The sequence below is a fragment of the Pseudomonas cannabina genome (genome assembly GCF_900100365.1).
Lineage (GTDB): Bacteria > Pseudomonadota > Gammaproteobacteria > Pseudomonadales > Pseudomonadaceae > Aquipseudomonas > Aquipseudomonas cannabina.
This window is the reverse complement of sequence record NZ_FNKU01000001.1, coordinates 2,135,272-2,156,747: the sequence shown is the minus strand read 5'-3', so window position 1 is coordinate 2,156,747 and position 21,476 is coordinate 2,135,272. Positions and strand designations below refer to the sequence as shown.

Genomic DNA, 21,476 nt, shown 5'->3' with positions numbered 1-21,476 from the left:
CCGCGGGGCCAGTCTGGCTGACAACCGAATACGACCTGTCCCGGGTCGTGCCCAGACCGAGAAGCCTCATGAACGCAGCCATTCATGTCCAGGGCCTGAACAAGACCTTTTCGCACAAAAGTGCGCTCGTCGACCTCGCATTGTCTATACAACCGGGAGAAATGGTTGCCTTGATCGGCGCCTCCGGCTCCGGCAAGTCCACCTTGCTGCGCCACCTCGCGGGCCTTGCCTGTTGTGATCGTGGCAATGGCGGACACGTTCAGGTGCTGGGTCGCGAGGTTCAGGCGGCAGGGCGCCTCAATAGCCAGGTGCGACGCCTGCGCGCCGACATCGGCTACATCTTCCAGCAGTTCAATCTGGTCAATCGCCTCAGCGTCATGGATAACGTGCTGCTTGGCTGTCTGGGCCGCATGCCACGCTGGCGCGGCAGCCTGGCGTTGTTCAACCGTGAAGAAAAACAGCGTGCCATGGCCGCACTGGATCGCGTCGGGCTGGCCGACCTTGCCACTCAACGCGCTTCGACGCTGTCGGGCGGCCAGCAACAACGTGTGGCCATCGCCCGGGCGCTGACCCAGCGCGCCGAAGTCATTCTCGCCGACGAACCGATTGCCTCGCTCGACCCCGAATCGGCTCGCCGAGTCATGGAAATCCTCGCCGACATCAACCGCCGCGACGGCAAGACGGTCGTGGTGACCTTGCACCAAGTCGATTACGCCGTGCGTTATTGCCCACGTGCCGTCGCCCTCAAAGGCGGGCGCATTCACTACGACGGCCTGGCAAAAGACCTCAGCAAGCAGTTCCTCAATGACCTGTACGGCGCAGACGAGGATGCCAGCCTGATGATCACCGAACGCAGCCGCCGGGTCCGCCAGCCGTCGCGTCTGACGCTGGCGAAAGTCTGACGATTCAACCTTCACTGCCGTTGCATCCACCTCATTATCAGGAGAGCTTGCATGTTCAACCGTATCGGTCGCGTCCTCGCGTCTGCCGCTTTGCTGACCGCCTGTGCGTTGGGCACTGCCCACGCAGAAGAGAAAGTCATCAATTTCGGCATCATGTCCACCGAATCGTCGCAGAACCTGAAAAGTATCTGGCAGCCGTTTCTCGACGACATGAGCAAGAAAACCGGCCTCAAGGTCAACGCCACCTTCGCATCGGACTACGCCGGTCTGATTCAGGGCATGCGCTTCAACAAGGTCGATGTGGCCTGGGTCGGCAACAAAGCCGCAATAGAAGCCGTGGATCGCTCCAACGGCGAAGTCTTCGCTCAGACCGCCGCGGCCGACGGTGCGCCGGGTTACTGGAGCCTGCTGATCGTGCGCAAGGACAGCCCGATCAATTCGGTTGAAGACATGCTCAAGAACGCCAAAAACCTCACGTTCGGCAATGGCGATCCGAACTCCACCTCGGGGTATCTGGTGCCCGGCTACTACGTATTCGCCAAGAACCACGTCGATGCGTCCACCGCATTCAAGCGCACGCTGAACTCCAGCCATGAAGTCAACGCACTGAGCGTCGCCAAGGGCCAGCTCGATGTCGCGACTTTCAACACCGAAAGCTGGGATCGCCTGGCGGTGACCCAGCCGGACAAGGTCAAAGAACTGAAAGTGATCTGGAAGTCGCCGCTCATTCCGTCAGACCCGATGGTCTGGAGCAAGGCCCTGTCGGACGAGAACAAGGCAAAGATTCGTGAGTTCTTCGCTACTTACGGCAATACCGACGAAGAGAAAACCGTGCTGAAGAACATGCAACTGGGCAAGTTCCTCACCTCCAGTGATGACCAGTTATTGCCGATTCGCCAGCTCGAACTGTTCAAGCAGCGCACTGAAGTCGCCGCCAGCACGACCCTCGATGCTCAGGAAAAAGCCACTCGTCTCAAGGACATCGACGCCAGCCTGAGCAAGTTGCAAGAACGCATGACCGAGCTGAACCCGAAAACCGCAGCCAGCGCCGCCGGCTGATCGCAGTCTCCGACAGGAGGTCTTCATGACCACTCAAGCTGCATACGCGCACGTCGCGGGCAAGCACAACTGGCCGCGCTATCTGGGCTGGGGGCTGTTGCTGGCCGCCCTGGCCTGGGCCTGGCAGGGCGCGGAAATGAACCCGATGGCGCTGGTGCGCGACTCGTCGAACATGGCGACTTTCGCCTCGGACTTCTTCCCGCCGGACTTTCGCGAATGGCGCAGCTACCTCAAGGAAATGCTGGTAACGATCCAGATCGCTCTGTGGGGCACGGCGCTGGCGATTGTCTGCTCGATACCGCTGGGCATTCTCTGCGCCGAGAACATCACACCGTGGTGGATTCACCTGCCGCTGCGGCGCTGCATGGATGCGTTTCGCTCGATCAATGAGATGGTCTTCGCCATGCTGTTTGTGGTCGCGGTCGGTCTCGGGCCGTTCGCCGGGGTGCTGGCGCTGTGGATCAGCACCACCGGCGTACTGGCCAAGCTGTTTGCCGAAGCCGTCGAGGCGATCGAACCCGGACCGGTCGAGGGCGTGCGTGCCACCGGAGCCAGCGCGTTACAGGAAGTGATCTACGGCGTGGTTCCGCAGGTCATGCCGCTGTGGATCTCCTATGCTCTATACCGTTTCGAATCGAACGTGCGCTCGGCAACCGTGGTGGGCATGGTCGGGGCAGGCGGGATCGGGGTGATTCTCTGGGAAAACATCCGCTCCTTTGCCTTCGTCCAGACCAGCGCCGTGCTGTTGGTCATCATCGTTGTGGTGAGCGTGATCGACATTGTGTCGCAGCGCCTACGCAAGCAATTCATCTGATCGAAGAGGAGGTGTTCCGATGAACACTTTTTTTAACCATGCAGTTGTCTAGACAAGCCAGCCCGATGTACCGCGAACTGGCCAACACCTTGCGTGAGGAACTGGCCACTTACCAGCCTGGCGACTTTCTGCCGGCCGAGTTTCAACTGGCCGAGCGTTTCAGCGTCAATCGCCACACCATCCGCCGCGCTGTCGATGAGCTGGTGCGTGAGGGCAGTGTGTTGCGTCGCCAGGGCAAGGGCACTCAGGTGCTGGAACGCCCGCTGATTTATCCGATGCAGGCCGACAGCGCCTACAGCAAATCGTGGTCGGCGCAAGGGCTGGGTGTGGAAGCGATTCTGCTGCGCCGTCGCGACTGTGAGGCCACTCGTGAAGATGCCCTGCATCTGGGGCTGGAAGAGCAGGCGCCGCTGATCGAGTTGCAGACCCTGCGCAAACTGGATGGCCAGGCAGTGAGCCTGATCTTCCATCGCTACAGCGCCCGTTACAGCGAGTTGCTGGCCGATTACAAAGGCGGCTCGGTGCGCCAGTACCTGGCCGAGCGCGAGCTGCCGCTGAGCCGGGTGCAAAGCCTGATCGGGGCGCGACTGCCGTCCCGTGAGGAAGCCGGCTGGCTGTTGATGCCGCGGCACATGCCGGCGCTGACCGTGCTGACCGTGTCCTGCGACGCGGCGGGGCAGCCGGTGGAGCTTTCGCGCTCGGTCAGCCGCGCCGACCGCTTCCAGTATCAAGTAAAGACCCCTTTAGCGACCCCGATCAAGACGACCTGACCCTGAGGTGTGCCATGCAGACAACTCCCGAAATCGCCGCGCGCCAGCACTGGATGGGCGTACTGGCCCGCGCTCACGTCGATCAGCCGAGCCGCGAGCAGTTGAACCGCCATGAGGTCGTGCTGCGTGATACCGAGTACCAGATGATCCGCGCCCCGGAAATCGGCATGACCCTGGTGCGCGGCCGTATGGGCGGCACCGGCTCTGCGTTCAATCTGGGCGAGATGAGTGTCACGCGCTGCGTGGTGCGCCTGGCCGACGGCCGCACCGGCTACAGCTATCTGGCCGGTCGTGACAAGCGCCACGCCGAACTGGCCGCGCTGGCTGACGCCCACCTGCAGGGCGCGCAACAGGCCTGGTGGCTGAGCGAACTGATCGAACCGCTGGCGCGTGCGCAAGCCGGGCGCCGGGCCCACAAGGATGCCGAAACCGCTGCCACCAAAGTGGAATTCTTTACTCTGGTCCGAGGAGAAGACTGATGAACGCCGCTCTTCTGCAACCTGCTTTCACCGATCCTGTACTGGACGCGCAACGCAGTTTTCGTGTGGCGCTCAAGGCGCTGGCCGGCCCCGGCGTGATCCAGACCCTGCCCGCCGGGCATCAGCCACCGGCGTTGCAGGGGCTGGACAGCGCAACCCATGCGCTGTGCCTGGCATTGCTGGACCTCGACACACCCGTCTGGCTGGCACCTGCGTTCGACACGCCAGCGATTCGCGCCAATATTGCCTTTCATTGCGGCAGCCCGATTGTGGCTGATCGCAACGCCGCGCGCTTTGCCTTGCTCGATGCGCCGACGGCCCAGAGTCTGGACGGTTTTGACGTCGGCAACGACCGTTACCCGGATCAGTCCTGCACCCTGTTGATCCAGCTGCCGAGCCTCGAAAGCGGGCGGGCACTGAGCTGGAGCGGTCCCGGTATCGAACGAGAAAACAACGTGGCATTGCCCTTGGAGAACAGCTTCTGGAGTGAGCGTGAATCGCGTAACCCGTTTCCGTGCGGTCTGGACATGTTCTTTGTGTCGGGCAATCGGTTGCTCGGCCTGCCACGCAGTACCCGCGTGAAGGAGTGTGTCTGATGTACGTTGCCGTCAAAGGTGGTGAACAGGCCATCGATAACGCCCACCGACTGCTGGCCAACAGGCGCCGAGGCGATTCGGACATCGCTGAACTCGACGTCGAGCAGATCCGCCAGCAGTTACCACTCGCCGTCGCCCGGGTCATGAGCGAAGGCTCGCTGTACGACCCGCAACTGGCCGCGCTGGCGATCAAGCAGTCGGCAGGCGATCTGGTCGAGGCGATCTTCCTGCTGCGCGCCTATCGCACGACCCTGACGCGCTTCTGCGCCAGCCGACCGATCGACACCTCGAACATGCAGCTCAATCGACGCTTGTCAGCCACCTTCAAGGACTTGCCCGGCGGCCAGTTGCTGGGCCCGACGTTCGACTACACCCACCGCCTGCTGGATTTCACCTTGCTGGCCGAAGGCGAGCATCCCGGCCCGACTGTCGATCCGCAGGCCACGCTGGAGCCGTGCCCGCGCGTGTTGGGTTTGCTGGCCAACGAAAGGCTGATGAAGCCCGAAGTCGATGATGGCGAGCGCGTGGCGGACATCACCCGCGAGCCGCTGGAATATCCGGCCAGTCGTGCCCAGCGCTTGCAGGCACTGGCGCGGGGAGACGAGGGCTTTCTGCTGGCGCTGGGCTACTCGACTCAGCGCGGCTATGGCCGCAATCACCCGTTCGCCGGGGAAATCCGTATCGGCGAGGTCGAGGTCTGGATCGAGCCCGAAGAGCTGGGCTTTCCGATCCTGATTGGCGACATCGAAATCACCGAATGCGAGATGGTCAACCAGTTCGTCGGCTCGGCCAGCGAACCGGCGCAGTTCACCCGTGGTTACGGCCTGGCGTTCGGCAACGCGGAGCGCAAGGCGATGGGCATGGCGCTGGTAGACCGCTCATTGCGCGCCGAGGAATTCAACGAAGAAATCCGCTCGCCAGCCCAACAGGAAGAATTCGTGCTGGCGCACTGCGACAACGTCGAGGCCGCGGGCTTTGTCTCGCACCTGAAACTGCCGCATTACGTCGACTTTCAGTCTGAACTCGAACTGATCCGCAAGCTGCGCAAGTCCGCAACGAATCCGGAGAGCGACCAATGAGTACTGCACCCACGAGCACCGCACCGCAACGGCCTGCACGGGATGAGGCCTACAACTTCGCTTATCTGGACGAACAGACCAAACGCATGATTCGCCGCGCGCTGCTCAAAGCGGTCGCGATTCCCGGTTACCAGGTGCCATTCGGCGGGCGTGAAATGCCGCTGCCTTATGGCTGGGGGACGGGTGGCATGCAACTGACCGCCACGATTCTGGTTGACGATGACGTGTTGAAAGTCATCGACCAGGGCGCTGACGACACTACCAATGCGGTGTCGATCCGGCGTTTTTTCGCCCGCACCGCAGGCGTTGCCACCACCGAGCGTACCCCGGAAGCCACGGTGATCCAGACCCGTCACCGGATTCCGGAAACACCCTTGCACGCCGATCAGATCATGGTTTATCAGGTGCCGATCCCCGAGCCGCTGCGGTTCATCGAACCCTCGGAAACCGAAACCCGCACCATGCACGCGCTGGATGATTACGGCGTCATGCACGTCAAACTCTACGAGGACATCGCGACCTTCGGCCATATCGCCACCAGCTACGCCTACCCGGTGATGGTCGATGAGCGTTACGTGATGGACCCATCGCCGATTCCGAAATTCGACAACCCCAAGCTGCACATGAGCCCGGCGCTGATGCTGTTCGGTGCCGGACGCGAAAAACGTCTGTACGCCGTGCCGCCGTTCACCCAGGTGGTGAGCCTCGACTTTGAAGACCACCCGTTTGAAGTGCAGCGCTGGGAGCAGTGCTGTGCCATCTGCGGCAGCCACGACTCGTTCCTCGACGAACTGATTCTCGATGACGCCGGGACCCAGAGCTTTGTCTGTTCCGACACCGACTACTGCGCACAGCGCGTCAAACAGCAGGAGAACGCTCGATGATCAGTGGCCTTTCAGTGAATCCCGAGGGCATGCGCCACGCCGAACCTGCGCAGCCGCTGCTCAAGGTGCGTGGCCTGATCCGCCTGTATGGCGTGCAGAAGGGCTGTCAGGACGTCAGTTTCGACCTGTACCCCGGCGAAGTGCTGGGCATTGTCGGCGAGTCCGGATCGGGCAAGTCCACCTTGCTGTCGCTGTTGAGTGGCCGCTGCCCGCCGGATCGCGGCAGCATCGGCTATCGCGGCAAGCACGGCGACTGGCTCGACCTGTACAGCGCCAGCGAGGCGCAGCGCCGCACGCTGTTACGCACCGAGTGGGGCTTTGTCGAACAGAACCCGCGTGACGGTTTGCGCATGGGCGTGTCGGCCGGGGCCAACATCGGCGAGCGGCTGATGGCCCAGGGCGTGCGCAACTATCAGCAACTGCGCGGCGCAGCGCTGGACTGGCTGACCCAGGTGGAAATCGATCCGCTGCGCATCGATGACCTGCCGCGTACCTTTTCCGGTGGCATGCAGCAGCGTTTGCAGATTGCCCGCAATCTGGTCTCCAGCCCGAGACTGGTGTTCATGGACGAGCCCACTGGCGGGCTGGACGTGTCGGTTCAGGCGCGTTTGCTCGACCTGTTGCGCGGGCTGGTCCGCGAGCTCGACCTGGCAGTGGTGATCGTTACCCACGACCTGGCCGTCGCGCGTCTGCTGGCCGACCGGCTGATGGTCATGCGCCGCTCGGAAGTGGTGGAAAGCGGCCTGACCGATCAGATTCTCGATGACCCGCAGCACCCGTATTCGCAGCTGCTGGTGTCCTCGGTGTTGCAGCCATGAGCCGCACATCCCACGTAGAAAAGGTGAAACCGATGACAACCCTGATCGAGGTTCGCGACCTGTCGAAAACCTTCACCCTGCATCAGCACAACGGCGTGGTCCTCAATGTGCTGCGCGGCTTGAATTTCTCGGTGCGCAGCGGCGAATGCCTGGTGCTCAGTGGCCAGTCCGGTGCGGGCAAAAGCACGCTGTTGCGCACCTTGTACGGCAACTATTTGCCTGCGGGCGGGAGCATTCGAGTGCAGCACGAGGGTGAATGGGTCGAACTGGTCGGTGCGAATCCGCGCCAGGTGCTTGAGGTACGGCGCAGGACGCTGGGCTACGTCAGCCAGTTTCTGCGCGTCATCCCGCGGGTGTCGAGCCTGGATGTGCTGATGGAGCCTGCGCTGGCAAGAGGCTGGTCGCGCGAGCAGGCACTGGAGCGTGCGCAGCTGTTGCTGACCCGGCTGAACATTCCGCAACGCTTGTGGCCGTTGGCACCCAGCACGTTCTCCGGCGGTGAACAGCAACGCATCAACATTGCCCGGGCCTTCATGGTGCCGTGGCCGGTGCTGTTGCTCGATGAACCGACTGCCTCGCTGGACGACGCCAACCGCACCGTGGTGCTGGAACTGGTCGATGAGGCCAAGCAGGCCGGCGCTGCGTTGATTGGGATCTTTCATGACCGTGACGCCCGCGAGTCGGTCGCCAACCGTCAACTGGACATGACCCCGGTGGACCTCACCGCCAAGGAGTTGCTGCAATGCTGACCGAACAGATTTTCAGTAATGCCCGCGTGGTGAACGCCGAACAGGTGTTCACCGGCACCGTGGTGGTTCGCGATGGGCTGATTGCCGAGGTACAGACCGGGCGCAGCCAGTTGAGTCAGGCTCAGGATCTGCAAGGTGATTACCTGCTGCCGGGGTTGGTGGAACTGCACACCGACAATCTGGAAAAGCATCTGTCGCCACGGCCAGGTGTCGATTGGCCATCGACTTCAGCGGTGATCAGTCACGACGCGCAGATCGTCGCGGCTGGCATTACCACCGTGTTCGATGCGCTGTCGATTGGTGATATCAACCCCAAGGGCAAACGGATGCAGCAACTGCCCGCGATGTTGCAGGCGATTGCCGACGCCAACGCGGCAGGCCTGACTCGCGCTGAACATTTGCTGCACCTGCGTTGCGAAGTCAGCCACCCGGACACCCTGAATGTGTTCCGTGATCTGGTGGACCAGCCGTTGGTGCAACTGGTGTCGGTGATGGACCATGCGCCCGGCCAGCGTCAGTTCGCGCTGGAGTCCAAGTACCGCGAGTACTACATGGGCAAATACCACATGAGCCACGAAGAGATGGATCGCTTCATCGTCGATCAAGTAGCTAATTCCACCGAATACGCTGACCGTTATCGCCGGGCGATTGTCGAGTTGTGCCTGGCGCGTGGCCTGTCGATTGCCAGCCATGACGACGCGACCATGGCGCATGTCGAGGAGTCGGCGGGCTTCGGCATGAACATCGCCGAGTTCCCGACCACGCTGGAGGCGGCCCAGGGTTGCCGGCGCCTGGGCATGAGTGTCTTGATGGGCGCGCCGAACATCGTGCGCGGCGGCTCGCACTCCGGTAACGTGGCGGCGGCATCATTGGCCAGGCAAGGGCTTCTGGACATTCTGTCCAGCGACTATTATCCCGCCAGCCTTCTGCAGGCCGCATTCATGCTGGTCGAGCAGGACAACGAGTGCGAGCTGCCGCAGGCGATAAACATGGTCAGTCGCACCCCGGCGCTTGCCGCCGGTCTGGCGGATCGCGGTGAAATTCGCGTCGGTCTGCGCGCGGACCTTATCCAGGCGCGCAGTCATGGCGGCTTGCCGGTAATCGACAAGGTATGGCGACAGGGCAAGAGGGTGTTTTGATGGTTGGCAGGTTGATTTATCTGATCGGGCCGTCGGGTTCCGGCAAAGACAGCGTGCTGGATGCCGCTCGGGAAACGCTGGCGCGACGCGATTGCCGGGTGGTGCGCCGGGTGATCACCCGTTCCGCAGAAGCGGTGGGCGAGGCGGCGCAGGCAGTGACGGTCGAACAGTTCGAGCAGATGCGCGAGCGCGGCGCGTTTGCCCTGTGCTGGCAGGCCAATGGCTTGCACTATGGGATTCCCATCGAAATCGATCAATGGTTGCTGGAAGGCCATGATGTGCTGATCAATGGCTCGCGGGCGCATTTGCAGAAAGCGCAGATGCGTTACCCGAACCTGCTGGCGGTGCTGCTGACGGTCAATCAGGACGTGTTGCGTCAGCGCCTGCTGGCACGGAATCGCGAAACTCTGGGGGAAATCGAGGAGCGCCTGGAGCGCAACGCACGTTTTGCCGGAGACGTACTGGCCAACGATCCGCAGGTTTTTTCCCTGGATAATTCCGGCGATTTGCAACAGACCGTTGCCACCCTGATTGGTGTACTGGACAAGCGTCACGCATGCGCCTGACGCTGCTGGGCACTGGCGATGCCCGACAAGTGCCGGTCTACGGCTGCCAGTGCGTGGCGTGTCTGGCGGCGCGCGCCGATCAGGCCCTGCGGCGGTTGCCGTGCAGCGCGCTGATCGAGTGCGCCGACCAGCGCTGGCTGATCGACAGCGGCCTGACCGACCTCACCGAACGTTTTCCGCCGCACAGCTTGAGCGGCATTCTGCAAACTCACTACCACGCCGACCATGCGCAAGGCCTGCTGCATTTGCGCTGGGGCCAGGGGCTGGTGATTCCGGTCCACGGCCCGGCGGACCCGGAAGGGCTGGCCGACCTGTACAAACACCCCGGCATTCTGGATTTCAGCCAGCCGTTTGCCGCCTTCGAGACGCGCGCGCTGGGCGCGTTGCAGGTCACCGCGCTGCCGCTGATGCACTCAAGGCTCACCTTCGGTTATCTGCTGGAGGGTGAAGGGCAGCGCATCGCTTATCTGACCGACACCGTCGGCCTGCCAGATGCCACACGTGAATTCCTGCAACGCCAACCGCTGGACCTGGTGATTCTCGACTGCTCCATGCCGCCGCAGCCCCAGCCGCCGCGCAATCACAATGACCTGACCCAGGCGCTGGAAACCATCGACCAACTGCGACCGGACAAAGCAGTGTTGACGCACATCGGCCACACGCTGGATGCCTGGCTGATGGAGCGGCCGCAACGATTGCCGAATCACGTTGTGGTCGGACGAGACGCAATGGTGATGTAAACAGAGTCTGTAGCGCAAAAAACTGTGCGCTGATCGCCCGAAAACGCCCGTTCCAGACGCCTGTAAGCCTGCGACAATTTGTCATTATGAACCGTTTGGTACATTCTGTTCGGCTGTAAAAATCCGACAGGTTCGAAAAATGACAGACAAACAAGGCACAGGGGCCGGCAGCACGTGGCTGTTGCTCGGGCTGGGTGTATTGATCGCGCTGATCGGGCTCGGTCTGGCAGGTGGCGGCGGCTATCTGGTGACATTGGGCGGGAGCTGGTTCTTCCTGCTGATGGGGCTGGCGATGCTGATCAGTGGCGTATTGATCGCAGTCCGGCAACCCAAAGGCGCAGTGCTGTATGGCATCGCCTTGATATTGACTGCGATCTGGGCGGTCTGGGATGCAGGGTTGAACTATTGGCCGCTGGTGTCCCGCGTATTGACCTTTGCCGTGATCGGCTTGGTGGTTGCGCTGATTTACCCGACACTGGTTCGCGCGTCGGGGGCTCAGGCCGGACGCGGCGCTTACGGCCTGGCGGGCGTGCTGGCTATCGGCGTGGTGGCAACCATCGGTTACATGTTCGTGCCCAGCCATGTGGTCAGCGCCAGCAGCGTGCCGTCGGTCGTTCCGGTGGCACCGGGTGCCGAGCAGAAAGACTGGGCGCACTGGGGCAACACCCCGGCCGGCAATCGGTTCGCAGCGCTGGATCAGATCAACAAAAACAACGTCGACACGCTGCAAGTGGCCTGGACCTTCCACACTGGCGACATTCCGCAGAGCACCGGCGCAGGTGCCGAAGACCAGAACACGCCGTTGCAGATCGGTGACACGGTGTATACCTGCACCGCGTACGGCAAAGTCTTCGCACTGGATGCCGATACCGGCACGCAACGCTGGAAGTTCGACCCGCAGGGCAGCGGACCCAACTGGCAGCGCTGCCGAGGCCTGGGTTACTTTTCGGCACCCGTCACTCAAGCTTCTGCTCAGCCAGCGGCAGCCGCGTGCGCCACTCGCGTGTTTCTGCCAACCGGCGACGCGCGCCTGATCGCCCTGGATGCCCAAACCGGCGAGACCTGCAAGGACTTCGGCGATCAGGGCGTCGTCGATCTGAAAACCGACATGGGCGAAGTCAAGGAAGGCTACTACCAGCAAACCTCGACGCCGCTGGTGGCGGGCAATCTGGTGGTGGTGGGCGGCCGGGTCGCCGACAACTTCTCCACCGGCGAACCGCCGGGCGTCGTGCGTGCTTTCGACGTGCACAGCGGCGAGCTGATCTGGGCCTGGGATCCGGGCAACCCGAACACCAGCAAGCGTCCGCCAGCCGGGGAAACCTACACGCGCGGCACGCCGAATGTCTGGTCGGCAATGTCCTACGACGACAAACTCGGCCTGATCTACCTGCCGACCGGCAACGCCACGCCTGACTTCTTTGGTGGTACGCGCACCGAACAGGACGACAAATGGTCGTCGTCAGTGGTCGCCGTAGACGTCAAGACCGGCCAGGTGCGCTGGCACTTCCAGATGACCCACCACGACCTGTGGGACTTCGACATTCCGGGTCAGCCGCTGCTGTATGACATTCCGGACGGCAAGGGCGGTACGCAGCCTGCGCTGGCACAGGTGACCAAGCAAGGCGAAATCTTCCTCCTCAACCGCGAAACCGGCGTGCCGATTTCGCGTGTCGAAGAGCGACCGGTGCCACAAGGTAACGTGCCGGGCGAACGCTATTCGCCGACTCAGCCGTTCTCGGTGGACATGCCGTCGATTGGCAACCAGACCCTGAAAGAGTCCGATATGTGGGGCGCCACGGCGTTCGACCAGTTGATGTGCCGTATTGCCTTCAAGGGCCTGCGTCATGAGGGCGTTTACACCCCGCCGGGTCTGGACCCTGCGTTGCAGTTCCCCGGTTCGCTGGGCGGCATGAACTGGGGCAGTGTCTCGGTCGACCCGACCAACAGTTACATGTTCGTCAACGACATGCGCCTGGGCCTGGCCAACTACATGATCCCGCGTGACAAGATCGCCGCCGGTGCCAGTGGTATCGAAATGGGCGTCGTGCCACAGACCGGCACGCCATTCGGTGCCATGCGTCAGCGCTTCCTGTCTGCGGTCGGCATCCCGTGCCAGGCACCGCCGTTCGGCACCATGTCGGCGATTGACCTGAAGACCAAAAAACTGATGTGGCAGGTTCCGGTCGGCACGGTCAAAGACACCGGGCCGATGGGTATTCGCATGGGCCTGCCGATTCCGATTGGTATGCCGACGCTGGGCGCTTCGTTGTCCACGCAGTCGGGTTTGCTGTTCTTCGCCGGTACGCAGGACTTCTACCTGCGCGCCTTCGACAGCGGCAATGGCAACGAAATCTGGAAGGCGCGTCTGCCAGTAGGCAGCCAGTCCGGTCCGATGACTTACGTGTCACCCAAGACCGGCAGGCAGTACATTCTGCTGACCGCCGGCGGCGCCCGCCAATCGCCTGATCGTGGTGATTACGTTATCGCGTACGCGTTGCCCAAGTAACGCCTATCACCGTCGAGGGGCAGCTTTGCCCCTCGATTTCTGTACCGTCCTCACATCGCACCAATCTCCGGCGTGCCGGTTTTCGTCCCGCCATAAATCGGTGGATGGGTGACGATGTGTGTCAGATCGACCGCCGACGCCAGCAGTTTCTGCAGGTCCGGGCGTGGTCGGGACAAGCGTGGGTTATTTGCCGTTGCTTGCTCAAGCGCCTCGGCGCAGGCCAGCAGCTTCGCATCGCCCCGAAAGCTGCCAATCACTTGTAGCCCGAATGGCATGCCGTTGTGGTCGGTGCCGCAGGGCAAGGACAACGCCGGGTTGGTGGTCAGGGTGATGGTGTAGCACAGCGCCAGCCAGCGGTAGTAATTGTCCAGTTGCACGCCGTTGACTTCGCGCAGGTACAGTTCGCTCCAGGGGAAGGGCGACACGGGTGTGGTCGGTGCAAGGATCAGGTCGTAGTGCTCAAACTGTTTCTGGAACCCGCGAAAAATCCGGCTCTGCTCGCCATGCGCCTTGACGCAGTCTTGCAGCGACATCGCCGCGCCCATCTCGAAGTTGGCACGGGTGTTGGGGCCCAATGCGTCCGGGTCGCGGTCGTGGGCGTCCTGCAAGCCGGCGACAAAGGCTTCTGCGCGCAACACGTCGAAGGTGCGGTGGGCGCTGGTCAGGTTCAGGTCGATGGCTTCGCAGGACTTGAACAGCGGTCTCAGGGCGTTGATCTTGTCGCGGAAGACTGCGCGGATCGGGGTGTCCACCGCGCACGTACCGAAATCTTCGCTGTAACCGACCCGTAACTGGCTGAGGTCGACCGTGCGTGGCGCGAACTCGTCATCGGCAACGGCGTAGCTCAATGGGTCGGACTGCCCCAGCCCGGCGCTGGCGCGCAGCTGCAGCAGGGTGTCAGCGACAGTACGGCCCATCGGGCCGACCACGGAAATCGGCGTCCAGCCGAGTTTCTTGCGCTCGCTCGGCATCAGCCCCGGCGAAGGGCGCAGGCCGACGATGCCGCACAGCGCGGCTGGAATGCGCAGTGAGCCACCGGTGTCCGAGCCGCTGCATAACGGCACCATGTCCACCGCCAGCGCGGCGGCCGAGCCCCCCGAGGAACCGCCGGCATTCAGCTCGGGGTTGAACGGGTTGCCCGTCGCGCCCCACACCACGTTGCGGGTGTTGGCGCCTGCGCCGAGTTCTGGAACATTGGTCTTGCCGACCATGATCGCCCCGGCCGCGCGCAGACGGGCCACGAACAGGTTGTCCTGCGCGGGTAGGTTGTCGCGAAACAGTTGCGAGCCGTAGGTGGTGAGCACGCCGGCGGTTTCTTCCAGGTCCTTGATGCCGATCGGCAGGCCGTGCAGCAACCCCAGCGGTTTGCCTTGCAGGACCGCCTGCTCGGCGATCACAGCCTCATCCCGGGCGCGCTCGAAGCAGGTCGCGGCGAAAGCGTTGATTTTTGGATTAAAGCTTTCGATACGCTCGATACAGGCGTCGAGCAATTCCACTGGCGAGATCTGTTTGTTGCCGATCAGCGCACGTAATTCAGCGGCGGATTTGCCGAGCAGTTCGGATGGATTTTGCATGGGGTTCCTCATAGTGGTGATAGTACTCACGCTCCACATTTACGGCTATGCACGAATCTGCTTTTGATTCTGGCCGGAGGCCGTGGGAGATTCAGGAGGTTAGGACGGCTGCGATGGGGCGCGAAGCGGCCCTGAATTCAGCCACCTTGGCTGTGTCTGGTAGACCGATGCGGCTGGTTGTGCTGCCGGTTCCCGGCAGTTCGCGGACAAGTCCGCTCCTACAAAATCACGGTTCGCGGACAAGCGAAGCGACGCCCGGTCCGCGATACATCTTCAAACATCCCCCAGCGCCAGTATCGTCGCCACCAGCGCCTGACCTCTGGGCACCAATGTGTTCAGCTCCAGATACTCGCCGTCGGTGTGCACCTTGCCGCCCACCGGGCCGAGGCCGCACAGGGTCGGGATGCCGAGGCTGGCGGTGAAACCCGAATCGGCGCAGCCGCCGGTGAATTCGCCTTGCACGCTGAAACCCAGTTCCTGCGCGAGGCCCTGATAGAGACTCAGTAGTTCGGTGCTGTGCCGGGCTTCCATCGGCAGAAAGGTCGTGGCTTCCAGCAGCCTGGCCGATGTGCCAGGCAGTTCCTCTTCGGCGACGATGGTCTGGACCGCCGCGAGAATGTCATCCCACTGCCTGAGTTCGACAAAGCGCACATCGAGCTTGGCCGTGGCGCTGGGGGCGACGGTATTGCTGGAGGTGCCGCCCGAGATCAGCCCGACGTTGGTGGTGATGCCCGCTGCATAATCCGTCAGCGCATGCAGTTTGATCACCTTGTGCGCCAAGGCCTGAATGGCGCTGGCGCCATCGGCGTGGTTGACCCCTGAATGCGCCGCACGACCGCTGACTTCGATGATCAGCGTTGCACCGCCTTTACGGGCGCTGACCACATTACCGCTGGCGCGTCCCGGTTCCGGGTTGAGTACCGCGCGCGCTTGTCGGGCGTATTTTTCGATGTGAACACGAGCACTGGTGGAGCCGATTTCTTCGTCGCCGGTGTACAGAATCTGCACCGGAAACGGCAGCGGGCCGAGGCGTTTCAGCGCTTTAAGGGCAAAGCAGTTCAGCACCAGTCCGCCTTTCATGTCCGCCACACCGGGGCCATAGGCCAGTTCGCTGTCGTTTGTGTAGCCGCGTGTAGCGGTCGTGCCTTTCGGGAACACCGTGTCGCGATGGCCGAGCAGTAACACGGGCTTGCCGGGGCCGCCGGGCAGTTCAGCCAACAGCACGTCACCGAAACCCTCGACGGGGATGCGCTCGACGCTGATCCCGTCGGCCTGCAATTGTGCGCTGAGCAAATCGCCGACCGCATCGACCCCGGCCTTGTCGTAGCTGTTGGAATCGGTATCCACCAGGCGTTGCAGCAGCGACTCCATCGCCTCGTACTGCCCGCTCAGCCAGTCGGTTGCCTGCCGTTGGGCGTCATTCATTCACGCAGCTCCTGTGCCCGATGCTCGCGGGTCAGCCGTGCGCCGTCGGTGCCAAGGTCCCAGAACAGCCCGGCCATGATTTGCAGACTTTCTTTGACCACCGGCGCCAGCAAATGCTCGTCGGGGGCATGCTGCGAGCACGCCGGGTACGAGTGTGGCACCCAGACCGTCGGCAGGCCCAGCACTTCAGCGAACACGTCGTTGGGCAGCGAACCACCCAGATTGGGCAGCAGCGCGGGCTTCTTGCCGGTGGTGGTGGCCAGCGACTCCAGCGCCCAGCCGACCCACGGGCTGTCCGGTGACAGGCGCGTGGCGTGCATCACGTCCATGCGCGTCTGCCGGACCTCGACCTGAGTGAAACCGTGTGCGTCCAGATGCGCACGTACCGCAGGGATAAAGGCGTTGTAGTCGCTGTCGACCACAAAGCGGATGTGGCACAGCGCGTGGGCCTTGCCGGGGATGGCGTGTACCGGTGCGTCCGGGTTGCCGGTCTTGAAGGCGAGGATATCCAAGGTGTTCCAGCCGAAGACTTTTTCGCTGAGCGACAGCGCCGGGTCGCCCCAATTAGGGTCGATGTCCGGATCACCGGGACCGCCACCGACCTCGATATCCGCCAGCGCCGTTTTGACCGCCTCGGGAATGGCTGCGGGCATGAGCCCCGCGACTTTCACCCGGCCGTGCTCATCGACCATGCTGGCAATCGCATTGGCCAGAATGATGCCGGGGTTGGCCAGCAGCCCGCCCCAGTTGCCGGAATGGTGCGCGCCTTCGCGCAGGTTCACCGTCAGCTCGAAGTTGAACACCCCGCGCGAGCCGAGAAACAGGGTAGGGCGCGCGGCGGCCAGACGCGGGCCGTCGGAGGCGATGAAAATATCCGCCGCAAGCTCTTCGGCATGCGCCTGGCAGAACGCACTGAGGCCCGGCGAGCCGTCTTCTTCGCCCATTTCCAGCAGCAGTTTGACGTTGAAACCCAGCGTGCCGTCGCGCGCCTTGAGGGTTTGTTCGAGCGCGGTCAGATTGATCAGATGCTGGCCTTTGTTGTCCGCCGTGCCACGGCCGTACCAGCGATCACCGCGCTCGGTTACCTTCCACGGTGACAGGCCCGCTTGCCACTGCGCATCGTAACCGCGCACCACGTCACCATGGCCGTAGCTGAGCAGGGTCGGCAGCGCCGGGTCTTCGAGGCGGGTGGCGATCATCAGCGGCCCGCGCCCGGCTACCGGGTTGTCGTGCACCTGGACGCTGAAACCAAGCCGCTCGACATGCGGGGTGATGAACTCGTTCAGATAATGGTAAAGCTCCGGCAGGCTCGCGGCCTCCTGGCTTTGAGTGGAGTACGCGACGCTGTCGCCAAGCAGGGCGAAAAAGGTGCCGTTGTCGAACTGCTCGGTGGCGTTTTCGATGGCATGTGAACGGCTACTCATGAGGGCATCAGCTCCAGGGTTTTCGAAGTGTCGCGCAAGTGGCAACGGACGGTTCCGCCTTCCATGCGCCCAGTGGCCGGATAATATTCTTTGCACACCGCCATGCAGCCGGGGCAGCGCGGATGAAAAGCGCAGCCGGACGGCGGCGACATGGGGTTGGGGAAAGTGCCGTGCAGGCCCAGATCGGGAATGCCCAGGTGCGGGTCCGGGGTCAGTACCGAGTCCAGCAGCGCTTGGGTGTAGGGGTGGCCGGGTCTCGCGAACAGTGATTCGCGGCTGCGCTCTTCGACGATGCGGCCCAGATACATCACCGCCACCCGGTCGGCCAGATGCTCGATGACCGCCAAGTTGTGGCTGATCAGCAGGTAGGTCAGGCCGAATTCCTGTTTCAGGTCCTGCAACAGGTTGAGAATCTGTGCCTGCACCGAAACGTCCAGCGCCGAAGTCGGTTCGTCGCAGATCAACACGTCCGGGCGCATTACCAGTGCCCGGGCAATCGCCACACGCTGGCGCTGCCCCACCGGAAAGCTGGCTGGGGTAGCTGTCGATGACTCTTTTCGGCAAGCCGACCACGTCCATCATCGCTTCGACACGCTGGCGGCGTTCGGCGTTGGTGCCGATGTCATGCACGATCAGCGGCAGGGTGACGATTTCGCGCAGGGTTTTGCGCGGGTTCAGCGACGAGTAGGGGTCCTGAAAGATTGGCTGGATGCGCCTTGCCATTTCCTTGCGGTCGGTGCTGGCCAGATGCTTGCCGTTGACCAGCACATCGCCGCTGCTGGGTGCGAGCAGGCCGAGCAGCATCTTCGCCAGAGTGCTTCTGCCGCAGCCTGATTCGCCGACCAGCCCGAGGGTTTCGCCGCGCATCAGACGCAGTGACACGCCATCGACTGCTTTCAAGGTGGCATTGGGTTTGAAAAAGCCACGGCTGATGCTGAATTCGCGACGGATGTCACACAGCTCCAGAGCAATGTCTTTTTTGACGCTGGTGTTCAGGGCTTGATTAGTCATGACGTCATGCCCTCACGCTGCAACACAGGTTCGGCGCCCGCCGAGGCAAACAGGCAGCGGGTCATGTGGTTATGGCTGTGAACGGGCGGTACTTCATCGGCGCAGGCTGTTATCGCCTGCGGGCAACGGTTGCGGAAGGCGCAGCCGTGTTGTTCACCGACCAGGCTGGGCACCAGCCCCGGAATCGAACCCAGCGGTTGGCCCGGCTGAGTGCGTCCGGGGATCGGAATGCTCGCCAGCAGGCCACGCGTGTACGGATGTTGCGGGTTCTCGAACAGCTCGACCGCCGGGGCGGTTTCGACGATCTGCCCGGCGTACATCACCGCCACCCGGTCGGCTATCCGCGCCACCAGCCCCAAATCGTGGGTGATGAAAATCACCGCCAGACCGAACTCTTTCTGGATGTCGCGTATCAGGCGCAGGATTTGCGCCTGAATGGTCACGTCCAGCGCGGTCGTGGGCTCGTCGGCAATGATCACGTCCGGTTCGCACATTAGCGCCATGGCAATGATCACCCGCTGACGCAGGCCGCCCGACAACTGATGCGGGTACTGGCGCAGGCGCTCGCCGGCGTTGCTGATGCCGACTTTTTCGAGCATCTGCGCCGCACGTTGCAGGGCTTCCTTGCGCGATACCTTGCGGTGCCGGGTCAGCACTTCGCTGAGCTGATCGCCGATGCTGTACGCCGGGTTCAGTGAGGTCATGGGTTCCTGAAAGATCATCGCCAGACGATTGCCGCGCAGGTCGCACATCTGCCGTTCGCTCTGGGTCAGCATGTCGATGCCGTCCAGGCTCAGGGTGGTCGCGGTGCGCCGGGCCTTGCGCGGCAGCAGGTCCATGAGTGCCAGCGAAGTCAGGGATTTGCCGCAACCCGACTCGCCGACGATGCACAGCATTTCGCCGCGCTCGACTTCAAAGTCCAGGCCGCGCACTGCGTGGAGCGTGTCTTGCCCGAGCGGGATCTCGACACGCAGGTTTTCAACATGCAACAGCGCCATGTGCGGATCTCCTCTGTCAGTTGCGCCCGTCGGGCAGAATCAGGTCGCGCAGGCCGTCACCGACCAGATTGATGCCCAGCACCAGCACCATCAGGGCGACGCCGGGAATGGCGATGACCCACGGTGAAAAAAACATGTACGGTTTGCCCTCGGCGATCATCAGGCCCCAGGACGGAATCGGTGGCTGCACGCCGACGCCGAGGAACGACAGTGCTGATTCCAGAAGTATCGCGTGAGCCATCTCCAGCGTGGCGACGACGATCAGCGCGCCGACCAGATTGGGCAGGATTTCGCTTGCCAGAATGCGTAGCGTCGAGCAACCCAGTGCCTGCGCCGAGGCGACGTATTCGGCGTCGCGAATTTGTTGCACGGCAGCGCGCACCACCACGGCGAAACGGTCCCAGAGCAGACAGCCGAGCAGGATGATCACAACTTTCAGCGATCCGCCGATCAACGATGCGGAGGCCAGTGCGACCATTACTACCGGCATCGCCAGGCGCGTGGTGATCAGGTAGCTGATCAGCGCGTCGGTCTTGCCGCCGAAGTAGCCCGCCAACAAGCCCATGATGGTGCCGATGACGCCAGAGATCAGCGCTGCCGAGAAGCCGATGAACAGTGAAATGCGCGCACCGTACAGCAGGCGCGACAGGTAATCGCGGCCCAGTTTGTCGGTGCCGAGCACGTAATCCCAGGTGCCGTTGGCCATCCACACGGGCGGTTTCATGCGCAGCATCACGTCTTGTGCGTAAGGGTCGTAGGGAGCCAGCCAAGGGGCGAACAGCGCGCCGAACAGGATGATCAACAGCAGCACCGCGCCGATTGCAAAACCGCGATGACCGAAGCTGTTGCGCAGCGTGCGCCAGACGCTACGTGCTGGCGGCTGGTAGTCGTTGATGACCAGCGGCGATGAGGTGGTTGTGCTCATGGGGCCTCCTATTTCACGCGGATGCGCGGGTCGAGCAGTGCATTGAGCACGTCGGCCAGCAGCGTGAGGACGATGTAGATCACCGCGATCAGCAGCACGACTGCCTGCGCCACCGGAAAGTCATCACGGGCAATCGCATCCCAGGCCAGCTGGCCGATGCCCTGCAGCGAGAAGACCGTTTCGATGACCACCGAACCGCCGAGCATGAAGCCGAATTCCACAGCGGCCAGTGCCACCACCGGAATCAGCGCGTTGCGCAGCGCGTGTTTGAACAGCACGGTGGCGGGGCGCAGGCCCTTGGCGCGGGCGGTGCGGATGTAGTCGGAATTGAGCACATCGAGCATGCCGGCACGGGTCAGGCGCATGATTGCGGGCGTGGCGTAATACCCCAGTGCAATGGCGGGCATGACGAAGTGCGCCCAGGTCGAGTTGCCTGACACCGGCAGCCATTTCAGAGTGACCGAGAACACCACGATCAGCATCAGCGCAAACCAGAAACTCGGCATCGCCTGGCCCAGCACCGCGATGCTCAGCGCCAGCCGGTCCACCCAGGTGTCACGCTTCACCGCTGCCAGCACACCCAGCGGAATGGCGATCAACAGCGCGATACTCAACGCCATCGCGCCCAGCCCGAGGGTGATCGTCAGGCGCGAGGCGATCAGGTTGTAGACCGACTCCTGAAAGAAGAACGAGTCGCCAAAATCAAGGCGCACCACGTCGGCCAGCCATTCGAAATACTGCGTGACCAACGGTTTGTTGAGGCCGTATTGCACACGGATCTGTTCGATCTGCTCGCTGCTGGCTTCCGGCCCGCCGATGGCCGTGGCCAGGTCGCCGGACAGGTGCAACAGGGAAAAGCTGATCACCGACACGGTAATCGCTACGCACAAGGCAATGCCCAGGCGCCGCAAGAGAAATCCGAACATGGCAAGTGACCTTGTGTCCGAGGGGTAACGGGTGGGTGGCCGGCGCTGCAAGGCACTTCAGATGCATCGCAGCCGGTGTCACCGATTGACGT

20 protein-coding genes and 1 pseudogene are annotated in these 21,476 nt (G+C 62.7%); 14 read left to right on the top strand and 7 right to left on the bottom strand.

Annotated features, from left to right (window positions below):
• Positions 1 to 68 precede the first annotated feature (68 nt).
• The 14 genes from phnC to BLT55_RS09960 all read left to right on the top strand — a co-directional run bounded on the left by phnC (position 69) and on the right by BLT55_RS09960 (position 13,101).
• Positions 69 to 902 carry a phosphonate ABC transporter ATP-binding protein gene (gene phnC / locus BLT55_RS10025; protein WP_054079906.1) on the top strand — a complete coding sequence of 278 codons (834 nt, stop codon included), beginning with the start codon at positions 69 to 71 and terminating at the stop codon, positions 900 to 902.
• Between the two features lie 51 nt (positions 903 to 953).
• Entirely contained in the window at positions 954 to 1,961 is a 1,008-nt protein-coding gene (phnD, locus tag BLT55_RS10020; protein WP_007249702.1) for a phosphonate ABC transporter substrate-binding protein, read from the top strand.
• Between the two features lie 25 nt (positions 1,962 to 1,986).
• Complete coding sequence (phnE, locus tag BLT55_RS10015) at positions 1,987 to 2,775, top strand: phosphonate ABC transporter, permease protein PhnE (RefSeq protein WP_054998968.1); 789 nt, start codon at positions 1,987 to 1,989, stop codon at positions 2,773 to 2,775.
• A gap of 38 nt (positions 2,776 to 2,813) precedes the next feature.
• A complete protein-coding gene (phnF, locus tag BLT55_RS10010) occupies positions 2,814 to 3,545 on the top strand; it encodes a phosphonate metabolism transcriptional regulator PhnF (protein ID WP_042912918.1) in 732 nt (243 codons plus the stop codon).
• A gap of 14 nt (positions 3,546 to 3,559) precedes the next feature.
• Entirely contained in the window at positions 3,560 to 4,024 is a 465-nt protein-coding gene (phnG, locus tag BLT55_RS10005; protein ID WP_054998967.1) for a phosphonate C-P lyase system protein PhnG, read from the top strand.
• A complete protein-coding gene (phnH, locus tag BLT55_RS10000; RefSeq protein WP_054998966.1) occupies positions 4,024 to 4,620 on the top strand; it encodes a phosphonate C-P lyase system protein PhnH in 597 nt (198 codons plus the stop codon). The genes phnG and phnH overlap by 1 nt, the downstream gene beginning before the upstream one ends.
• Positions 4,620 to 5,699, top strand: coding sequence for a carbon-phosphorus lyase complex subunit (locus BLT55_RS09995; protein WP_054998965.1), 1,080 nt, complete (start codon positions 4,620 to 4,622; stop codon positions 5,697 to 5,699). The genes phnH and BLT55_RS09995 overlap by 1 nt, the downstream gene beginning before the upstream one ends.
• Positions 5,696 to 6,583: an alpha-D-ribose 1-methylphosphonate 5-phosphate C-P-lyase PhnJ gene (locus BLT55_RS09990; protein WP_054998964.1), complete on the top strand. Its 888-nt coding sequence runs from the start codon at positions 5,696 to 5,698 to the stop codon at positions 6,581 to 6,583. The genes BLT55_RS09995 and BLT55_RS09990 overlap by 4 nt, the downstream gene beginning before the upstream one ends.
• Complete coding sequence (gene phnK / locus BLT55_RS09985) at positions 6,580 to 7,401, top strand: phosphonate C-P lyase system protein PhnK (RefSeq protein ID WP_074800360.1); 822 nt, start codon at positions 6,580 to 6,582, stop codon at positions 7,399 to 7,401. Before BLT55_RS09990 ends, phnK begins: the two co-directional genes overlap by 4 nt.
• Before the next feature lie 32 nt (positions 7,402 to 7,433).
• Positions 7,434 to 8,150, top strand: coding sequence for a phosphonate C-P lyase system protein PhnL (gene phnL / locus BLT55_RS09980; protein ID WP_054998963.1), 717 nt, complete (start codon positions 7,434 to 7,436; stop codon positions 8,148 to 8,150).
• Entirely contained in the window at positions 8,144 to 9,289 is a 1,146-nt protein-coding gene (locus BLT55_RS09975; protein ID WP_054998962.1) for an alpha-D-ribose 1-methylphosphonate 5-triphosphate diphosphatase, read from the top strand. The genes phnL and BLT55_RS09975 overlap by 7 nt, the downstream gene beginning before the upstream one ends.
• Positions 9,289 to 9,855 (top strand): phosphonate metabolism protein/1,5-bisphosphokinase (PRPP-forming) PhnN, encoded by a 567-nt coding sequence (phnN, locus tag BLT55_RS09970; RefSeq protein WP_054998961.1) that lies wholly within the window; start codon positions 9,289 to 9,291, stop codon positions 9,853 to 9,855. Before BLT55_RS09975 ends, phnN begins: the two co-directional genes overlap by 1 nt.
• Positions 9,846 to 10,595 carry a phosphonate metabolism protein PhnP gene (gene phnP, locus BLT55_RS09965; RefSeq protein WP_054998960.1) on the top strand — a complete coding sequence of 250 codons (750 nt, stop codon included), beginning with the start codon at positions 9,846 to 9,848 and terminating at the stop codon, positions 10,593 to 10,595. Before phnN ends, phnP begins: the two co-directional genes overlap by 10 nt.
• A gap of 139 nt (positions 10,596 to 10,734) precedes the next feature.
• The gene (locus BLT55_RS09960; protein WP_054998959.1) at positions 10,735 to 13,101 is read left to right on the top strand and encodes a glucose/quinate/shikimate family membrane-bound PQQ-dependent dehydrogenase; all 2,367 of its coding nucleotides are present in this window, start codon (positions 10,735 to 10,737) and stop codon (positions 13,099 to 13,101) included.
• A 50-nt stretch (positions 13,102 to 13,151) separates the two neighbouring features.
• Here the strand turns inward: BLT55_RS09960 and BLT55_RS09955 are convergent, their stop codons facing one another.
• The 7 genes and pseudogenes from BLT55_RS09955 to BLT55_RS09920 form a co-directional block, all read right to left on the bottom strand.
• Positions 13,152 to 14,675 carry an amidase gene (locus BLT55_RS09955; protein ID WP_054998958.1) on the bottom strand — a complete coding sequence of 508 codons (1,524 nt, stop codon included), beginning with the start codon at positions 14,673 to 14,675 and terminating at the stop codon, positions 13,152 to 13,154.
• 273 nt (positions 14,676 to 14,948) lie between these two features.
• The gene (locus tag BLT55_RS09945; RefSeq protein ID WP_054998957.1) at positions 14,949 to 16,100 is read right to left on the bottom strand and encodes a M20 family metallopeptidase; all 1,152 of its coding nucleotides are present in this window, start codon (positions 16,098 to 16,100) and stop codon (positions 14,949 to 14,951) included.
• Positions 16,097 to 17,524 carry a M20 family metallopeptidase gene (locus BLT55_RS09940; RefSeq protein WP_054998956.1) on the bottom strand — a complete coding sequence of 476 codons (1,428 nt, stop codon included), beginning with the start codon at positions 17,522 to 17,524 and terminating at the stop codon, positions 16,097 to 16,099. The genes BLT55_RS09945 and BLT55_RS09940 overlap by 4 nt, the downstream gene beginning before the upstream one ends.
• Positions 17,521 to 18,535: pseudogene (locus BLT55_RS34400) on the bottom strand (ABC transporter ATP-binding protein). The gene BLT55_RS09940 and the pseudogene BLT55_RS34400 overlap by 4 nt, the downstream one beginning before the upstream one ends.
• The gene (locus tag BLT55_RS09930) at positions 18,532 to 19,533 is read right to left on the bottom strand and encodes an ABC transporter ATP-binding protein (protein WP_054998955.1); all 1,002 of its coding nucleotides are present in this window, start codon (positions 19,531 to 19,533) and stop codon (positions 18,532 to 18,534) included. Before BLT55_RS09930 ends, BLT55_RS34400 begins: the two are co-directional and overlap by 4 nt.
• Positions 19,534 to 19,549: 16 nt before the next feature.
• Positions 19,550 to 20,458 carry an ABC transporter permease gene (locus BLT55_RS09925; RefSeq protein WP_017708101.1) on the bottom strand — a complete coding sequence of 303 codons (909 nt, stop codon included), beginning with the start codon at positions 20,456 to 20,458 and terminating at the stop codon, positions 19,550 to 19,552.
• Positions 20,459 to 20,466: 8 nt separating this feature from the next.
• Positions 20,467 to 21,384, bottom strand: coding sequence for an ABC transporter permease (locus BLT55_RS09920; protein ID WP_054998954.1), 918 nt, complete (start codon positions 21,382 to 21,384; stop codon positions 20,467 to 20,469).
• Positions 21,385 to 21,476 lie beyond the last annotated feature (92 nt).

Bases quoted from the DNA above. Each gene is read 5' to 3' on its own strand.
- BLT55_RS09990 (WP_054998964.1), top strand. From the start codon at position 5,696: ATGAGTACTGCACCCACGAGCACCGCACCGCAACGGCCTGCACGGGAT.
- phnF (WP_042912918.1), top strand. From the start codon at position 2,814: ATGCAGTTGTCTAGACAAGCCAGCCCGATGTACCGCGAACTGGCCAAC.
- BLT55_RS09975 (WP_054998962.1), top strand. From the start codon at position 8,144: ATGCTGACCGAACAGATTTTCAGTAATGCCCGCGTGGTGAACGCCGAA.
- BLT55_RS09930 (WP_054998955.1), bottom strand. From the start codon at position 19,533: ATGGCGCTGTTGCATGTTGAAAACCTGCGTGTCGAGATCCCGCTCGGG.
- phnD (WP_007249702.1), top strand. From the start codon at position 954: ATGTTCAACCGTATCGGTCGCGTCCTCGCGTCTGCCGCTTTGCTGACC.
- phnG (WP_054998967.1), top strand. From the start codon at position 3,560: ATGCAGACAACTCCCGAAATCGCCGCGCGCCAGCACTGGATGGGCGTA.
- BLT55_RS09940 (WP_054998956.1), bottom strand. From the start codon at position 17,524: ATGAGTAGCCGTTCACATGCCATCGAAAACGCCACCGAGCAGTTCGAC.
- BLT55_RS09920 (WP_054998954.1), bottom strand. From the start codon at position 21,384: ATGTTCGGATTTCTCTTGCGGCGCCTGGGCATTGCCTTGTGCGTAGCG.
- phnH (WP_054998966.1), top strand. From the start codon at position 4,024: ATGAACGCCGCTCTTCTGCAACCTGCTTTCACCGATCCTGTACTGGAC.
- phnK (WP_074800360.1), top strand. From the start codon at position 6,580: ATGATCAGTGGCCTTTCAGTGAATCCCGAGGGCATGCGCCACGCCGAA.
- phnE (WP_054998968.1), top strand. From the start codon at position 1,987: ATGACCACTCAAGCTGCATACGCGCACGTCGCGGGCAAGCACAACTGG.
- BLT55_RS09955 (WP_054998958.1), bottom strand. From the start codon at position 14,675: ATGCAAAATCCATCCGAACTGCTCGGCAAATCCGCCGCTGAATTACGT.
- phnL (WP_054998963.1), top strand. From the start codon at position 7,434: ATGACAACCCTGATCGAGGTTCGCGACCTGTCGAAAACCTTCACCCTG.
- BLT55_RS09995 (WP_054998965.1), top strand. From the start codon at position 4,620: ATGTACGTTGCCGTCAAAGGTGGTGAACAGGCCATCGATAACGCCCAC.
- phnN (WP_054998961.1), top strand. From the start codon at position 9,289: ATGGTTGGCAGGTTGATTTATCTGATCGGGCCGTCGGGTTCCGGCAAA.
- BLT55_RS09925 (WP_017708101.1), bottom strand. From the start codon at position 20,458: ATGAGCACAACCACCTCATCGCCGCTGGTCATCAACGACTACCAGCCG.
- phnC (WP_054079906.1), top strand. From the start codon at position 69: ATGAACGCAGCCATTCATGTCCAGGGCCTGAACAAGACCTTTTCGCAC.
- phnP (WP_054998960.1), top strand. From the start codon at position 9,846: ATGCGCCTGACGCTGCTGGGCACTGGCGATGCCCGACAAGTGCCGGTC.
- BLT55_RS09960 (WP_054998959.1), top strand. From the start codon at position 10,735: ATGACAGACAAACAAGGCACAGGGGCCGGCAGCACGTGGCTGTTGCTC.
- BLT55_RS09945 (WP_054998957.1), bottom strand. From the start codon at position 16,100: ATGAATGACGCCCAACGGCAGGCAACCGACTGGCTGAGCGGGCAGTAC.